The organism is Shouchella miscanthi (assembly GCF_007725405.1).
Taxonomy (GTDB): domain Bacteria; phylum Bacillota; class Bacilli; order Bacillales; family Bacillaceae_D; genus Shouchella; species Shouchella hunanensis.
The window spans coordinates 1425000-1441434 of the sequence record NZ_CP042163.1; the positions used below are offsets into that span (position 1 = coordinate 1425000).

Here is a 16435-nt window from a genome sequence, read left to right on the forward strand (position 1 = left end):
TGATAGAGGAAGGATGTGATCGTGTGGGTGGAATTCTATTGTTCGATGGTGTATGCAGTCTGTGTAATCAGCTAGTAGACTTCGTCATGAAACGAGACAAAGAAAAATACTATCAATTTGCATCTCTCCAATCTGAAAAAGGCCAATCACTTTTAAAAGAATATCAACTTGAAGTCGATTTAAACACAATGGTGGTCATTGAAGATGGAAAAGCATATGTAAAAAGCGATGCAGTATTAAAGGTAGCACCTAAATTGACTGGGGGTTGGTTTATACTGGGAGCTGGAAAGTGGGTTCCACGTTTAATTCGACATAAGCTTTACGATGTAGTAGCTGCAAATCGTTATCGCTTATTCGGCAAGAAAACCACATGTCGTCTACCAACTGAAGAAGAACGAAGTCGGTTTTTAACATAATTTTTGATGAAGTTCGTGATTTTTCTATTCTGTACAGATGAAAGAATTGTGCTATAATTACAAAAAGCACGAGGGGGGGCATCATAGTGAAACAGACTGAATTGCAACCATATTTGAAAGAACGATTAGAGAAAGCGAAGGTACAATTTGAACGTACAATTGATTGTAAGCATACAGAGTTTGACGATTTATATCCTTACATCTCAGAACAGCCAACGTTTTTTTGGTACAAACGATATGTGGCTTGGCAAGAGCTGTTAACACTTGTTGAGATGGCTTCAGACTTTGAAGTGAAATGGGAAGAACTTTTCCTTAAAAAGCAAACGATATACATTAAAAAACGAATTTTAGATGCGAAAGTATTGGATAACTGGTACGAGCAATCAACTGCCGATTCTGCACAATAAAATAAATAAACACTCACTCCTGAAATCACGCAACCTGATTTGAGGAGTTTTTTTTGGTTCATTCCATTGCATGAAACAGGAGGATATCTGCTGCTCATGCCACTGAACAAATTCGTAACAATAGGGAGAATCATTCTCTGACACAGCTAATGAAGTGTGATAGATGCGTAGTTTTGACTATAAATTTCTTTTATTTTCTCCCCTATATCTTCTTCTAACTCTTCACGAGTAGGCATGCTATCATAATTTTGGATGATATGAAACGTTTGTAACGATAAGAGTAAATAGGGGTATTTGTCCCCTTTATCTAACACGAGAACGAATAGTTTTTCTTTTTCCGTACAGACAAAATTTCCAATTTCCTCCACAGAGCGTTTTCGATCCACATTAATTTCCATGATTCGCCTCCTCTTTGCTTCAGCTTAGACAAAAATTAAACGTTTTAATCAAGGAAGTAGAGGCGTAGTGATGAAGATTTATAGTGTGATACACTACATGAGTAGAAGAATAATAGAACTGGTTTAGGAATGTCCTAGTAAACGTAGTTGACCAAAGTGAGGCGAAGAAAAAGTGGCAAAGCAAAAATATTATGTTGTATGGGCAGGAAAAGAGCCTGGTATATACGAAACGTGGTCAGAATGTGAAAGGCAAGTGAAAGGGTTTAAAGGAGCCCGGTACAAATCATTTCCAACAAAGACTGAGGCGGAACAAGCGTTTTCAGGGAAACCAGGTCAAGGGATTAAAAAAACAGCTAAGAAACCGTTACAACGAGTTCAACAGGATAGTGGAAACGACGTCATTTGGGACAGCATTAGTGTAGATGTTGGAAGTCATGGGAATCCAGGACGTGTGGAGTACAAAGGTGTTGATACAAAAACGGGCGAGGTTTTATTCGAGAAAGAGCCAATTAAGCTCGGAACAAATAATATGGGTGAATTTTTAGCAATTGTACATGGGCTTGCTTATCTAAAACAGAAACAACTATCAAAACCGGTTTATTCTGATTCTAAAACGGCCATTAGTTGGGTGAGAAAGAAAAAAGCAAATTCAACATTGCCACGTGATGAAAAAACAGAAGAGATTTGGTCCCTTATTGATCGAGCTGAGAAATGGTTAAAAGAAAATCCAAATCATCACCAAGTATTAAAATGGGATACAGAACGAAACGGTGAAATTAAAGCTGATTATGGTCGAAAAAGTTAAAAGTGAACGTTTTTCATTTCGGGTATAGGGAATACTTTACAAGAACACATAAAAGGGGACGTGACGTTTATGTATGCAACATTAAAAGGTGTTCAGCAAGAATTTGTCTTTTCAGGTGCCATGAAATCTTTTCATGCTAGAAAGCAGCAGCTAGAAAAATTAAAAGAAATGCTTCATCAACATGAACAAGAATTTCTTAGAGCAGTCAACAAAGATTTAAATAAGCAAGAAGCAGAAGCCTTTATGATGGAACTTGGAACTGTGCACGCTGAAATAACGCATGCGCTGGAATCATTAGAAGAATGGATGGAGCCAGTAACAGTGAAAACACCTGTTACACATACCGGTTCAAAAAGTTATTTAGTAAATGAACCGTACGGAAGTGTATTGATTATAGCGCCGTGGAATTATCCAATTCAATTAACGTTTTCTCCTTTAGTAGGGGCGCTAGCAGCTGGAAATAGTGCGGTTATTAAGCCTTCAGAATTAACACCTCATACGTCAAGTGCAATTGCTGCAGCTGTTCGCGCAACATTTGCTCAAGAAATTGTCGCAGTCGTAGAAGGCGATGCCAAAACTTCGGAAGCTCTGTTAAAGCAGGGGTTTGACTACATTTTCTTTACAGGGAGTGTGGCCGTAGGAAAAATTGTTATGAAACATGCTGCCGAACATTTAACACCCCATACCCTTGAATTAGGTGGAAAAAGTCCCGCCATTGTTGCCGAAGACGCAAAGCTTGACTTAGCGGCAAAGCGAATTGCATGGGGGAAATTTACGAATGCGGGGCAGACGTGTATTGCGCCTGATTATGTAATGGTTCACGAGTCAGTCTACGAAGATTTTTTGAAAAAGCTTAAAAAGCATACGTACAATCTGTTCTCCCAACGAACAAAAGAAGGTACGTTCACACAAATTGTAAATGATAAACATTTTGATCGATTAGCAGCCTTTTTAAATGATGGGGAAATCGTATTAGGTGGTCAGAGCTCAAAGGAAGACCGTTTAATAGCACCTACTCTATTAACAGATGTTGATTGGGATGCCCCTATTATGCAAGATGAGATCTTTGGACCGATTTTACCGATCTTTCCATTTGAATCAGCAACAGAAGTCCTAGTAAGAGTCCGATCGTTCCCTAATCCACTTGCTTTATATGTGTTTTCAGAAGAGGAGCAAACGCAGAAACTTTACACCGAGCAGCTCTCGTTTGGGGGCGGCTGTATCAATGATACGATTATGCATGTAGCGAATCCTTACTTACCTTTCGGTGGGAAGGGGCCAAGTGGCATTGGGGCATATCACGGGTATGAGAGTTTCCGTACTTTTTCTCACCAAAAGGGCATGCTAAAACAAACAACCGCTTTTGATATGCCGTTACGCTATAAAAGCGGTAAAGTTATGAACAAAATTATTCGAAGTGTTTTCAAATAGGAGCGTGTATATGAAAGAGAAAATTGATGTCATTGGAATAGGAATTGGTCCGTTTAATTTAGGACTTGCTGCTTTACTCGAGGAAAAGACGAACGTAAAAAGCGCATTTTTTGATGAAACAAATGTGTTTCAATGGCATCCTGGAATGTTATTAGATGGGACCGATTTACAGGTCCCATTTTTAGCCGATTTAGTTTCATTTGCAAACCCCACGAGTAAGTATACGTTTTTAAATTATGCTCATGTTCATGACCGCTTAATGTCATTTTTCTTTTTTAACCGTTTCGACGTACCAAGAAAAGAATATAATGCTTACTGCCGCTGGGTTTCAGAACAATTAACGAACTGTCATTTTGGGAAAAAGGTAGTAAATGTCCGCTATGTAAAAGAGGATGAATGCTACGAGGTGACGGTAAAAGGGAATCATCAAACAGAGCACTACTATAGTAAACATCTTGTTGTTGGTACTGGTAGTGAGCCGATGGTGCCAATAGAATTGGAAGAAGGGTTGAATGATGACCTCATACATTCTAGTTCTTATGGATTTCATGAAGAGAAGATAAAACAAGCGAAATCGATTACAGTCGTCGGATCTGGACAAAGTGCGGCCGAAATTTTTTATAAGCTTCTTGACGACCAAATTCAATATAACTATGAATTAACGTGGTTTACTCGCTCACCGGGTTTCTTTCAGCTTGAAGACTCAAAAATTGGTCAGGAACTTTTTTCGCCTAGCTATGTGGATTATTTTCATAGCCTTTCATATGATACGAGAAAAAAAGCTCTTCCGATGCTGGGGAACTTGCGAAATGGTGTACAACAAAAAACGCTTCACAAAATTTATGACAAGTTGTATCACCGTAGTATTGAATCCCATCATGCGCCAGCACTTGTTCAAGCAACAACGGAAGTGAGTCGTGTAGAAAAGAGTGCTACGAAAGGATACACACTTTTTGCTAAACAGTGGCAAGAAGATAAATCGTTTAAACATCGCACAGACAAGGTTGTATTCGCGACTGGCTACAAACCTAGACTGCCTCAATGGTTTCAAGAAATGCTAAAAGAGGTGGAAATGGAATCAGAGAAGGAATTTGCTGTGACTCGAAACGCAGCTTTACGTTTTCTTGATGGAAGAAAGAACAACGTCTTTTCATTAACGAATCTAGAGCATGCGTTAGGGACAAGCGCAACCAATTTAGGATTATCAGTAGAGCGAAATGTACGAATCGTAAATGAGCTGGCTGGCGAAGCAATCTACAAAGAAAGTCCAGGGTCTGTGTTTCAACGCTTTTCAAGCGAAGAGAATAAATAATAATGATTATTAAAAAAGAATTCTTTTTGCAACAGGTTTGAATGCTTCTAGGAAGGGGAACAGTTTATCATTGCAACAACGGAATAGAATGATACCTGTTTTCTGAAGGAGGCACTACATATGACACGTTTAACAGATAATCAAGGTCATCCGATTTATGACAATCAGAATTCAAGAACAGCCGGGCAACATGGTCCGACTATGCTAGAAGACTATCATTTAGTAGAGAAGCTAGCTCACTTTGACAGAGAGCGTATACCTGAGCGGGTTGTCCATGCACGAGGCGTTGGTGCGTATGGCGTTTTTAAGGTGAAGACGAATATGAAACGTTATACAAAAGCTGCTTTCCTTGCTGAAGATGGAAAAGAAACGCCATTGTTTGTTCGTTTTTCTACTGTTATTCACGGTGGTACCTCTCCAGAAACATTGCGAGATCCTCGTGGCTTTTCTGTGAAGTTTTATACTGAAGAAGGCAACTATGATTTTGTTGGCAACAATTTACCCGTGTTTTTCATTCGAGATGCGATTAAATTTCCAGATGTCATTCACTCATTAAAGCCCGACCCACGTACAAATATTCAAGATCCAGATCGTTACTGGGACTTTATGTCTTTATCACCTGAAACAACGAATATGCTCATGCATTTGTTTACAGATGAAGGCATACCAGCTTCCTACCGAGAAATGCGGGGATCAAGTGTCCATGCGTTTAAGTGGGTGAATGCACATGGGAATATGGTCTATGTAAAGCTGCGTTGGGTTCCGAAAAAAGGGATTCGCAACTTATCAGGAGAAGAAGCAGCTGAAATTCAAGGGAAAGATTTTAACCATGCAACAAGAGATTTGTATGAAGCAATTGAAAAAGGTGACTTTCCAGAGTGGGATCTCTATGTTCAAATTCTTGACCCTGCAGACCTTGATCACTTTGATTTCCATCCACTGGATTCAACGAAAGACTGGTTAGAAGAAGACATTCCTTATCAACACGTTGGTACAATGACATTAAATCGTAATCCGGATAATGTGTTTGCAGAAACGGAGCAAGTTGGTTTCAATCCGGGAAATCTTGTACCAGGAATCGAACCTTCAGAAGATAAAATGCTTCAAGGAAGAATCTTCTCTTACTCTGATACGCAACGCTACCGTGTAGGCGCAAACTATTTAAATTTACCAGTCAATTGCCCATTTGCTCAAAAAGCAAACTTTCAGCGTGATGGTGCAATGCCAATTGGACAGCAGACAAATCGAATAAATTATGAGCCGAACCGTCACCAAGAAACACCTGCTGAGGCGGAAGAGTATGAAGACTATAGAGCGCCTATTAGCGGTACAATAGGTAGAATAGCGATTGAGAAGAAAAATCATTTTGGTCAAGCAGGAAAGATCTACCGTAATTACGAAAAAAGTGTTCAAGAAGCCCTCATAAAAAATATTGTTGGTGATCTAGAACAAGTAAAAGAAGAAACCGCTTTACGTGCAGTTTGTAATTTCTATCGAGCGGATGAAACCCTTGGCCAAGCATTAGCAAATCAATTGAAACTTGATATTTCTAGCTATGTGCAACATGCTGATCACTAAAGAAATCTTTAATTCCAAAAAGAACCAGCCTTAAAAGGCGGTTCTTTTTTTGCGCTAAAGTAAAATTTATCTTATGATAACTGAAAAAGGGGGAAGGTTATGAAAATTGTAGATTATGAGAAAAAATTTGCTGAAGCTACGGCAATAATGTGGAATGAGAGTCGTGAAAACTTTGGCGGTGGCGACAAAGTTGAATCGGCAGAAGATCGTGATAAAGACGAGCGAAACTCAGGGAATTTGTCAACCATGTTAGCCCTTCAAGAAAACAAGGTGGTAGGCTATTGTGGTTTGGCTGAATTTAAAACGGATAAAGATGCACTATACATTCCATTATTGAATGCTCACCCGCAGCATATCGGTAAAGGGATTGGGAAACAGCTTGTGCTTGAGGCCATCAAACGGACCTATAAAGCAGGGTGGCCTCGTCTTGATTTACATACTTGGCCAGGTAACACAAAAGCTGTTCCATTGTACAAACGATGTGGTTTTTTCTGGGAAGAGCGTGAAGAGACAACCCATTTAATGAACTTTATACCTCTTGTTCTGCAACACCCATTTATAAAGAGATCCGTGACTGAAACAAACTGGTATCAAGCATTAAAACGGGATTTAACGGTAAAACCGGATGTGGAAAAAGAAAATGAATTTTCCGTTTTTACGTATCGCTTTGAGTTCGAGCATGATGAGGTCTCAGTTGGAATTGAGCATTCAAGTCGAAAGGTCTATAAGATTGAAACCGCAGAGGCAATGGTAGAGTATTTGCTTCCTCATAAACAATTGTTCCCGAATCATCCATATGAAGCCACTCTTAAAATTCATAATAAAAAGAATTGCCCTCTATCTATTCACGTAACTGAAACGGTTGATAACCGTTTACAAATGAAGATGGCAGTAGATGATGTACTAGAAAAGAATGAACAGAAAACCTATCGTTTTCCGTTTATTATTTCTGAGGTTAGGAAGGAAGATGAAGCAATCTCAGATGGCGTTACATACCCAATGGCACGTATGCCCCTATTTATGGATGGGATAGCTTGTCCATTAGCGTGTGGATATTCAATAAAAAAACCATTTGCACTTCAAGCAAAACCACAGTTAGAACAAGGGAAGGTTTTTTTTCAACTAAAGAATCATCTACCGACAAGTCGACAAGTGAATGTGCGTGTGAACGACCATCCGCTTGTTCAGTGGAATCAAAGCGAAGCAGACGTTTCTCTGGCTGCTACTGGTGTAGAATCATTTACACTCACATGTAAGCAAAAACGTGCTGGTGTCGTGCCATTGTTTGTAGAGCTAGCGAGTGAAAGCAAGGGCCGACACCAATCTTTAAGCTATACTGAGCAGGTTCCTTTTCTTGTAGAATCAGACGATACCATTGGTTTTTTCGAAAAGGAGCGAAGTCTTGTTGTTGTGAATGGAAGACGTCAACTCGTCTTTGATTATGAAACGTACTTCGTCACGATGAAACAATTCGGTCAGGACGAACCTTGGACTATGCTTTATCCTAGCTTCAATGAACCAGTATCGAATGAACTGGCTCAAACAGGCTGGACTTTACTCAAGCCGGAAGTGACAGATAATGGTGTACTCATAACAATTAACTATCCTATTCATAATGGAGATGCGCAATTAACCATTGTGTACGAGTGGGAGAAAAATGGAATCATTGAAGCAAGCTATGTTCTTAAAAATAAGAGTAGAAACGTGTTAGATTTAAAACAACTGATTATTCCTTTTTACTTTCAACCTGATTCGATCTATTTGCCTATTAAGGGGGAAGTGGTGCATGTGTCCCAAATAAACCAAGTGTGGATTCAAGATCTACCTTTAGACAAGCTTAGTGATCCATGGGTGTTTATGAAGTGGGCTAGTAGTACTCTAGGAGTTGAGGGAAAAGATGGTGCAGAATGCTTAGAGATCGATGACGACTTATGCGTTCGTTGGAAATTAGATCCGCTTCAAGTTGGGGAAGAATCCACTTCTAAGAAACTACTTCTCTATTCAAATGTAGATAACAGCATTGATCATTTTATGGCTAGAAAGCATACGAAGCCAGTTGTAAAACCATTAAAACAAGTGGCGTTTGCTACTCATGGTTTCTACCATCGAGGTGGTGAGGTAAACGTGGCACTTCAAACGAATCCCAATCAACCAGGTCATGGGATGATTACAATCGTTGATGACAAATCTGTTACTTATCCGTACGAACCGATGAAGGGCACAGAAACCATTCAGCATAAATTAAACCAACCAGACCAACCAGTAACAACACTTGCCGTTACTGTTCAAGGTAAATCCATCCGATTTACTCATTATTTACAAGCGCTATTTGTTGGGGACAAGACGGTCACGACACAAGTAGAGCAGGAGAATGGAGTAGAGGTTCATCTTGTTGATAATGGTGTTTTCACATTTAAAGCTGCCAATTCGTTTTATCCGTCGTTGTATTCGATTAAGACGAAAAGAGAGTGGCTTCATCACTCTTTCCCTACAGCAGGTGCAAAAAGTTGGTGGAATCCATGGGGCGGCGGCTTTATGACTATACCTACTAATCTACAATTGAGAACGGTATATGAACAAAAACGTCAGACAAGCTTTGTGACGAGAGTGGATAATTGGAATCAAGAGTGGACGGGGATTAGAATATCTATAACCTTTTCAGATCATCCAATTTGGAAAAATGCCACGATTAGCCAATATTTTCTTACGTTGCCAGGATGTATGTTGCTGACACATTATACAGAACTGGAAGATAGACAGGATCGAATCGATGAGCAAGAATGGTTAATGGGATGTTTTTTTAATCGTGATCAATTATTTCTTTACCCTACTAATTCGAATCAGCTTTCGTTTCGATTAGGAGAAAGGACACAAACATTTGCTGGAAATCAATTAGAAAAAATAGCGCGCCTCTATTGTGAAGAGACGGAAGAGACGCTTCTTATAGCTAGACCGAAGCACCAACGCAAACCAGAATTTTATGAGAATAATGATGTATTCTCGTATATGACTAGGGAACCGATTAACTGGCAGCAGGAGAATGGATTTGCTGTTTCACAGCCACATTGTTTTGTATGGACAAAAGGTTTAGTGCAAGCAGAGGGATGGGAATGGTTAACTTCATTGCAATTTAAGGAGGAATAACGAACGTTGAAAATCATTGATGCACATGTTCATTTTTCAAGAATTCACACCTTCCAACAAACAGCAGTCGATGCAAGCATGCTCGCTTATGACCATACGGGGATTGAACGGGAATGTCAAGATGCAAATGTCATCGCAACAGTTGGCATGGGTGTGGAAGAGAGTGTTACCGGTGCTTTTCCCGACCATTCCGCTCCCGATTTAATGGGGCTGAATTTGCCGAATCGACCACAAACAATGGGCATTTGTATCGGGATAAACCCTTTTCGCTTTTCGACAGAATCAGCTGAAAAGCTAGATGCTTTACTAGAAGAAAAAGAATATGTTGGGGTGAAGATTTATTTAGGGTATTATCCATATTATGCATTTGATGATGTGTATCAGCCTGTTTATGAACTTGCGAAAAAGCATCGTGTTCCAGTTGTATTTCATACTGGTGATACGTATGCAGAAGGAGCCATTCTAAAATACGCACACCCCTTAACCATTGATGAGGTTGCTGTAAAGCATCGGGATGTGACATTTGTTATGGCCCATTTAGGAGATCCGTGGTGTTTAACCGCGGCAGAAGTGATGTATAAGAATCGGAATGTGTATGCAGACTTATCTGGTCTAATTGTGGGAACAACAGATAAAGTAGCGCAGCATATGAAAAAAGATAATTCATACTTCGATCATTTTAAACATGCGCTTATTTATGGGGATGCTTATGAGCGCTACATGTTCGGTACCGATTGGCCACTTGTCCCAATTAAGCCATACGCAGAATGGTTAGGTGGGATTATTCCAGAAAAGCACCATGAGGCATTCTTTCACGATACTGCGCTTCACGTATTTCCGAAATTACATGCATTGATATAAGCATAAGCCTGCCTTTGCTCTCATACGATTAAGTGAGAACAGAGGGGGCTTTTATTATGTTGAATTGGTGGACAAGGTATTGTAAGCAGGAGAAAGTGTTACTACTCGTAAGTGCTTTAACTGTTTTGTTTATGGTTTCAAGTTTGTTCTTTTAACTATAACGTGCAAATCTAATCTATTAATGGTACGCTATTACGGAATACGAAATAAAACCGTTTTTTTTTTGAGGAGGATATGATGAAAGAAACTGTTCAGTTTCCAATGACGTGGGATCTACATTCAATTTTTGAAGGCGGAAGCGATTCAAATGAATTCACAGAATTCTTCAACGAAACAAACAAGCAATTAGACCAATGGTTAGACAAACCGTCCGTTCAAGTGGAAGAATTAGTCCAAGCGATTGAAACCATTAGCCCAAGACTTTGGCAAACAGCTGCATTCGTCTCTTGCCTAGCCGCTCAAGATGTAAAAGATAAACAGGCGTTACTTTTAGCAGAAAACGTTCAAGAACAAAAAGTGAAAGCACAAAAGCTTTATTTATCTTTAGAGGAAGAATTACGAAGTATGTCTGATGACGCATTCAATCGACTGCTTACAAATGAGCAAGTGAAGCCGTCTGCTTACCTTCTTAAGAAAACCCGTTCACATGCATTAGATAAAATGAATACAGAAAAAGAAGAATTAGCAACAAAACTTGCCAAAGATGGCTATCATGCATGGGGTTCCGTTTACAATGAAGCTGTCGGACGAATGGTTATACCGTTTGAAGAAGATGGAGAAACAAAGATGTTGTCGGCAGGTCAACTACATAATCGCTTAGGAAGTACAGATCGCCAAGTTCGAGAACGAGCATCAGAGGCTGCTTTACATGCTTGGGAAGAGCAGGCACCATTGTTTACGCAGACGTTAAACCGTTTAGCGGGCTTTCGCTTAAAGCTTTATGAAGAGCGTGGGTGGGAAAATGTTTTAAAAGAACCACTAGAGCTTAACGGTATGACGGAAGACACTTTAAATACAATGTGGGCGACCATTACAAAAAATAAACCTGAATTCTATGCGTACATGGATAAAAAAGCAACATTACTCGGTGTGGATCAGTTATCGATTCATGATGTAGGTGCGCCACTTCCACTCGAAGATGCGTCAAAAAATACCATTCCATACGAAGAAGCGTGTCACTTAATTATTAAACATTTCAACCGGTTTAGTCCAAAAATGGCTGAGTTCGCAGAAATGGCACTGCGTGAAGGTTGGGTAGAAGCAGAAAATCGTTCTGGAAAGCGTCCAGGAGGCTTTTGTACGAACTTCCCAATGAATAAAGAAACACGTATTTTCATGACGTATGACGGGTCGATGTCGAATGTTGCTACCCTTGCCCATGAATTAGGACATGCCTATCACAGCTGGTGTTTAAAAGACAATGACGTACAATCACAAAAGCAATATCCGATGAGTATTGCCGAGACAGCTTCAACGTTTGCAGAAATGATTGTAGCAGACGCTCTTGTTGACGAAGCCGAGAGCTCAGATGTTAAAAAGATGTTGCTCGAAAATAAACTGTCCCGATCTCTTGCTTTCTTTATGAATATTCATTCGCGGTTCTTATTTGAGACACGGTTCTATGAAGAGCGTAAAAACGGTATGGTACCAACAGAACGTTTAAATGAGTTAATGGTAGATGCTCAAAAAGAGGCATATGGCGATAAATTATCTTCATACGATCCTTATTTTTGGGCATCAAAACTACACTTCCACATTACTGGGCAGCCATTTTATAACTTCCCATATACATTCGGATATTTGTTTAGTATGGGAATCTATGCGCGAGCTTTAAAGTCTGAAACATCCTTTGAAAGTGCGTATATCTCCTTGCTGCAAGATAGCGGAAGCATGACAGTCGAAGCATTAGCAGAGAAACATCTCAATGTAGACTTAACAAAACCTGACTTCTGGCAAGAGGCCATTGATGTAGTGTTAGAAGACATTCGCAAATTTTAATAAGAGAAATACGTACAGCATACTAGCTGTGCGTTTTTCTTTTATAGACAATTTCAAATGGAATAGTGGATGTTTAGCTCTATCCAATTAGGGAAGTTTCACTATAGTGTAGACTCTCCACGTGAGTCTTCTGGTGGCTTCTTGTATGGGATAGATTTAGTAAAAGAATAAAAAAGTAAAATAAACACTGACAAAATGGAGGTTTAAGTGTATCTTAGTTATAAAATAAGGGAAGTGTCTCATGATCCCTTCCACGTGCTAATGTGTATGCGCTTAATGAATGTGTATATGTGACAGATAGATTTGTTTGTAACATACGTTATAAATAATAAGAAGTTTTGCTGTTTTTAAGAATGAAAGGAGCAATAAAGGTGAAAAAAGCGTCGTTTTTCCTTTTATGCAGTGCTATGATGCTCACGGCTTGTGCTGACGATCAAGAACCTTCGGAGACGGAACAGGTTGATGAGGGGAGCAATGAACAAGTAGAGAATGATCAACTTCAAGGGGATCAAGACGAAACCGAGGTGGAAGAAGAGACCGAAACGGATCATGAGTTTGATGACTCTTCAGAAGAAGAGGAAGAAAAGGATGAAAAGGAAGTAGAAGACCAGTCTTCAGAAAAAGATGAAGCAGACGAAGTCATTGCTGAAGAAGATGGTTTAAATCCAGAAGGCATCATTCATCGAGCAATTGAGGCAGAAGCGCAATTTTCATCTTACTCACTTGAGTGGCAACACCACGATGTAGCGGATGATGGGTCCGTAATGGAGGCCAAGGGTTTTACGCTCATTAAATATATGGAAAACGAAAACGGCCCTGACTATTTTTATCGAGAGGATTCCGGTGTGGAGTTAGAAGAGAATGAAGCCTCTACGATCTATGAGGCACAAACGCCAGAAGCGAGGACTCTCTATATTGAGGGCGAAGATCAAGTAACATTGCAAACAGCTGCTGATGAATTTGTTCCGACTATCTCCATTCGAGATCTTCATGAATTTATCAATCAAAGTGCTGATTATCAACTGAATTATAGAGGGATTTTTGAAACAGAGGGGTATGAAGCGTACCATATCTTTGCTGTAACAGAAAATGAAGACACAGAGATTAACCTTTGGTTTGACACAGAAACAGGCATTCAAGTACGGCAAAATGAGTTTTTTGCAGGCTATAATGGAACAGTTTCTCGACTGACCATGTTTGATTCAGATGTAGAACTCACAGAAGCAGACTTTCAAATAAGCAATATTAGTCAATACCCAGTAGTAGATGAACGTTAATGCAAAAAGAAGCACTCTTTAAGAGAGGCTTCTTTTTTTAGTGTCTAATAGTCGTGACCGTCGCTTTGTAAATACGCTTTATCTTTAAAAAACAAGCGCCAAAACCATATAAAAACAGGGATTAAGATGGCGAGGCCAATAATAAAGCCAATCAATAAATAGTGAAACATCGTTTCGTTCGTGAATGAATTGTATATCGTGACGTCTGGATACAGTAGGTATGGCAAGTGCGCCATCCCGTAGGCTAAACTGGCAAGACCAAACTGGATGACTGTGAAAATAAGCGCCATCCGTGGCTGCCCTAATTCTCTGTTTTTTGATGGCCACCATAAAGCACTATAGCCAATGGCGAAAGCAAATAATGAAGCTGTATACCATCCCCATAAATCCATAAAATTGTCAAACATCCACGGCGCTTCTGGAATAAGCGTAAAGATTGCTGCGATAGCAATGACCAGTGTGAGTGGTCCAAGGATTAGGGCGTTTCTTCGATAGGTTCGAGCGGTATCAAAATCCCCAGCTTCTTTCGCATAATCAGCCATAAAGAGGGAGGAAATAAACAGCTCTGTCATTAAGCCGAAGCCGATATGCGTATAGAATGCTGGACTTTGCAGGAGACCATCTAAGAGGATATATTGTTGGTCTCCTGCAACGGTTACGAAGCCACCAATCGCCGCCGGCAGAATGCTTATTAAGATAGCAGGAATAATGAGTCCGCAAATGCCGGACACAAGTGTAAGCACTCTTGAATACTTTTCTGTACTAAAAGCGTAAACCATAAACGCACTTCGAATTGTTAACAGTAGAAGTACTAGGCATAGTGGCACAATCATTAATGTACCTAGTGTAGGTGCGGCACCAGGGAATAAGGCAACGAATGCGACAACCAGTAAAACAAGAAACACGTTCGTCACTTTCCACGCCGGTGACAAAAAGTTATTGGCAATACGTGAGGCTTGAACATTATTTCTTCGCTCATAATACATTGCCCAAAAACCTGTTCCAAAATCAATTGAACCTGCTACTGCGTAAATAAATAATAGGATCCAAATTAATAAAATGCCTAAATATACTGGTTCCATTCGCTATCCTCCTTATGATCCAATCGCATTCATGTCTTGTGCAAGAGGATTACGTTTAAAGTAGAAATAAAGTACAAGACTTGTGATAACTAAGAGAACCGCATAGAGTACAGCGAAAAAGAAGAAAATGATCCCTAAGTTTCCTGAAGTAGTAGCGGCTTCAGACGTACGTTGAATGTTGAAAATGGTCCATGGCTGCCTACCTGTACAGCTGAAAATCCAGCCTGTCTCAATGCCGATCATTGCAAGTGGACCAGATGCAACAAACGCAGCTAACATCCACTTCGGAAACACAAAATTTTTAGTCTTGCGTTTTAGAAACCAATACAATAATCCACCTCCAGATATGGCAATTAATCCTCCACCAATAAAGACCATAACATTAAATAAAGTGTGGACGATGAGCGGTGGCCAGTCTTCTTGTGGAAAATCATTTAAACCCTGTATGACACCGTCTGTTGAGTAGGTAGCAAGCCAGCTTAATAGACCTGGAATTTCGATCCCACCGATCACTTCATTTTCCTCAGGACTTGGAACCCCGAATAGCGTTAATGGTGCATTCGACTGAGTTTCAAACAAACCTTCAGCAGCAGCGAGTTTAATCGGAATTTCCTCATAAAGCATCACCGTAGTATCATGACCTGTTAAGCCAGTCCATAAAGACATTCCTAATCCAAAGATGAGTGCTAACAGCATTCCTTTATGGTGGTAGCGACGCTCAGCATCAGTAATCGATGGTTTCATTAGTTTGTAGGCTGCAACAGCGACGAGCACAAAAGCACCTGTCATATAAGCAGTGCTAACAACATGTAATGACGTTGCCCAAAAACTAGTCGATAACGCCGCTGATAAAGGATTCACATTTGTAATCGCTCCGTTTATAATGTCGAAGCCTTCAGGTGTGTTCATCCACGCATGAGCGCTCGTAATAAGAACAGCTGAAGCAACTGCACCAAAAGCTATAAAAAACGAGCTAATGATACGCATAGGCGTTGTGAGACGATCAGCCGCATAGACATAAATCGCTAAAAATAAAGATTCAAGGAAAAACGCAAAAATTTCAATTTGAAACGGGAGCGCAATGACCTGTCCAACGATTTCCATAAAACCGGGCCACAGGAGAGAAAGCATGACAGCAACAATCGTTCCTGTTGGAATGGCAACCCCTAGTAAAATCGCTAAGCCCTTCGTTAAGCGTTTTGCTAAAACAGCGTAGTCGTTATCTTTGCGAATAACACGCATTAGTTCACCGAAAAAAATCATTAGAGATATACCAACGGTTAGGGTAGCGAAGATGATGTGAAATGCCATTGACGTACCAAATAACATTCTTGAAAGTAAGACATTATCCATGTGAATCCTCTTTTCACTTTGTTTAAGAGGTAATTTGTGCAAGTAAAAAAAATATATACAAAAAAAACTCTCTCAAGTTCATTCACTACTAAGAGTGAGTAGAACGAGAGAGAGTTCGTATTTAGTAACGACGTGACTTGGTAGAAGTGTTGTCTACTGAAGCTCGATTCTTTTTAAGAGCACGTTCGTATAACTTGTCGTCTATTTTTGAAAGTGCATCCGCATCCTTCAACAATTCATCTCGATTTCTAGCCATTAAGTCTTCATAACGAACAGAATGTCTTCTGCGCAAATCCATCACCTTTTTCTGAATATTTCCTAACATCAGTATATCACCTCTATTTGTATATGCAAGGGGAATTTGTTACAAATT

General features: G+C 39.8%; 14 protein-coding genes. 10 read left to right on the plus strand and 4 right to left on the minus strand.

Annotated features, from left to right (window positions below; all coding sequences use genetic code 11):
* Positions 1-23 precede the first annotated feature (23 nt).
* Both FPV17_RS07015 and FPV17_RS07020 read left to right on the plus strand, forming a co-directional pair.
* Positions 24-416, plus strand: a complete 393-nt coding sequence (locus tag FPV17_RS07015) for a thiol-disulfide oxidoreductase DCC family protein (RefSeq protein WP_246117150.1) — start codon at positions 24-26, stop codon at positions 414-416.
* Positions 417-502: 86 nt separating this feature from the next.
* Entirely contained in the window at positions 503-823 is a 321-nt protein-coding gene (locus FPV17_RS07020; RefSeq protein WP_035395521.1) for a hypothetical protein, read from the plus strand.
* A gap of 146 nt (positions 824-969) precedes the next feature.
* On the opposite strand, the gene FPV17_RS07025 is transcribed toward FPV17_RS07020, so the two are convergent.
* Positions 970-1221 (minus strand): hypothetical protein, encoded by a 252-nt coding sequence (locus tag FPV17_RS07025; protein WP_035395522.1) that lies wholly within the window; start codon positions 1219-1221, stop codon positions 970-972.
* Between the two features lie 172 nt (positions 1222-1393).
* On the opposite strand from FPV17_RS07025, the gene rnhA reads away from it, so the two are divergent.
* The 8 genes from rnhA (at position 1394) to FPV17_RS07065 (ending at position 13627) form a co-directional block, all read left to right on the plus strand.
* Positions 1394-2026: a ribonuclease H gene (gene rnhA, locus FPV17_RS07030; RefSeq protein WP_035395524.1), complete on the plus strand. Its 633-nt coding sequence runs from the start codon at positions 1394-1396 to the stop codon at positions 2024-2026.
* A gap of 69 nt (positions 2027-2095) precedes the next feature.
* A complete protein-coding gene (locus FPV17_RS07035) occupies positions 2096-3457 on the plus strand; it encodes an aldehyde dehydrogenase (protein WP_060705251.1) in 1362 nt (453 codons plus the stop codon).
* Between the two features lie 10 nt (positions 3458-3467).
* Positions 3468-4769, plus strand: a complete 1302-nt coding sequence (locus tag FPV17_RS07040; protein WP_144558614.1) for a lysine N(6)-hydroxylase/L-ornithine N(5)-oxygenase family protein — start codon at positions 3468-3470, stop codon at positions 4767-4769.
* A 120-nt stretch (positions 4770-4889) separates the two neighbouring features.
* Positions 4890-6347 carry a catalase gene (locus tag FPV17_RS07045; RefSeq protein ID WP_144558615.1) on the plus strand — a complete coding sequence of 486 codons (1458 nt, stop codon included), beginning with the start codon at positions 4890-4892 and terminating at the stop codon, positions 6345-6347.
* A gap of 99 nt (positions 6348-6446) precedes the next feature.
* The gene (locus FPV17_RS07050) at positions 6447-9491 is read left to right on the plus strand and encodes a GNAT family N-acetyltransferase (RefSeq protein ID WP_144558616.1); all 3045 of its coding nucleotides are present in this window, start codon (positions 6447-6449) and stop codon (positions 9489-9491) included.
* Positions 9492-9497: 6 nt separating this feature from the next.
* A complete protein-coding gene (locus tag FPV17_RS07055) occupies positions 9498-10352 on the plus strand; it encodes an amidohydrolase family protein (protein WP_144558617.1) in 855 nt (284 codons plus the stop codon).
* 234 nt (positions 10353-10586) lie between these two features.
* Positions 10587-12350: a M3 family oligoendopeptidase gene (locus FPV17_RS07060; protein WP_367614631.1), complete on the plus strand. Its 1764-nt coding sequence runs from the start codon at positions 10587-10589 to the stop codon at positions 12348-12350.
* 371 nt (positions 12351-12721) lie between these two features.
* Entirely contained in the window at positions 12722-13627 is a 906-nt protein-coding gene (locus tag FPV17_RS07065; protein ID WP_144558618.1) for a hypothetical protein, read from the plus strand.
* Positions 13628-13671: 44 nt separating this feature from the next.
* On the opposite strand, the gene FPV17_RS07070 is transcribed toward FPV17_RS07065, so the two are convergent.
* The 3 genes from FPV17_RS07070 to FPV17_RS07080 form a co-directional block, all read right to left on the minus strand.
* Positions 13672-14709 carry a cytochrome d ubiquinol oxidase subunit II gene (locus tag FPV17_RS07070; RefSeq protein ID WP_035395535.1) on the minus strand — a complete coding sequence of 346 codons (1038 nt, stop codon included), beginning with the start codon at positions 14707-14709 and terminating at the stop codon, positions 13672-13674.
* 12 nt (positions 14710-14721) lie between these two features.
* Entirely contained in the window at positions 14722-16062 is a 1341-nt protein-coding gene (locus tag FPV17_RS07075) for a cytochrome ubiquinol oxidase subunit I (protein WP_144558619.1), read from the minus strand.
* Positions 16063-16183: 121 nt separating this feature from the next.
* Positions 16184-16387, minus strand: coding sequence for an FbpB family small basic protein (locus tag FPV17_RS07080; protein ID WP_035395539.1), 204 nt, complete (start codon positions 16385-16387; stop codon positions 16184-16186).
* Between the last annotated feature and the right edge of the window lie 48 nt (positions 16388-16435).

Coding starts and splice junctions, on each gene's coding strand:
- FPV17_RS07025 (WP_035395522.1), bottom strand. CDS start 1,221: ATGGAAATTAATGTGGATCGAAAACGCTCTGTGGAGGAAATTGGAAAT.
- FPV17_RS07035 (WP_060705251.1), top strand. CDS start 2,096: ATGTATGCAACATTAAAAGGTGTTCAGCAAGAATTTGTCTTTTCAGGT.
- FPV17_RS07040 (WP_144558614.1), top strand. CDS start 3,468: ATGAAAGAGAAAATTGATGTCATTGGAATAGGAATTGGTCCGTTTAAT.
- FPV17_RS07045 (WP_144558615.1), top strand. CDS start 4,890: ATGACACGTTTAACAGATAATCAAGGTCATCCGATTTATGACAATCAG.
- FPV17_RS07050 (WP_144558616.1), top strand. CDS start 6,447: ATGAAAATTGTAGATTATGAGAAAAAATTTGCTGAAGCTACGGCAATA.
- FPV17_RS07060 (WP_367614631.1), top strand. CDS start 10,587: ATGATGAAAGAAACTGTTCAGTTTCCAATGACGTGGGATCTACATTCA.
- FPV17_RS07070 (WP_035395535.1), bottom strand. CDS start 14,709: ATGGAACCAGTATATTTAGGCATTTTATTAATTTGGATCCTATTATTT.
- FPV17_RS07075 (WP_144558619.1), bottom strand. CDS start 16,062: ATGGATAATGTCTTACTTTCAAGAATGTTATTTGGTACGTCAATGGCA.
- FPV17_RS07080 (WP_035395539.1), bottom strand. CDS start 16,387: ATGTTAGGAAATATTCAGAAAAAGGTGATGGATTTGCGCAGAAGACAT.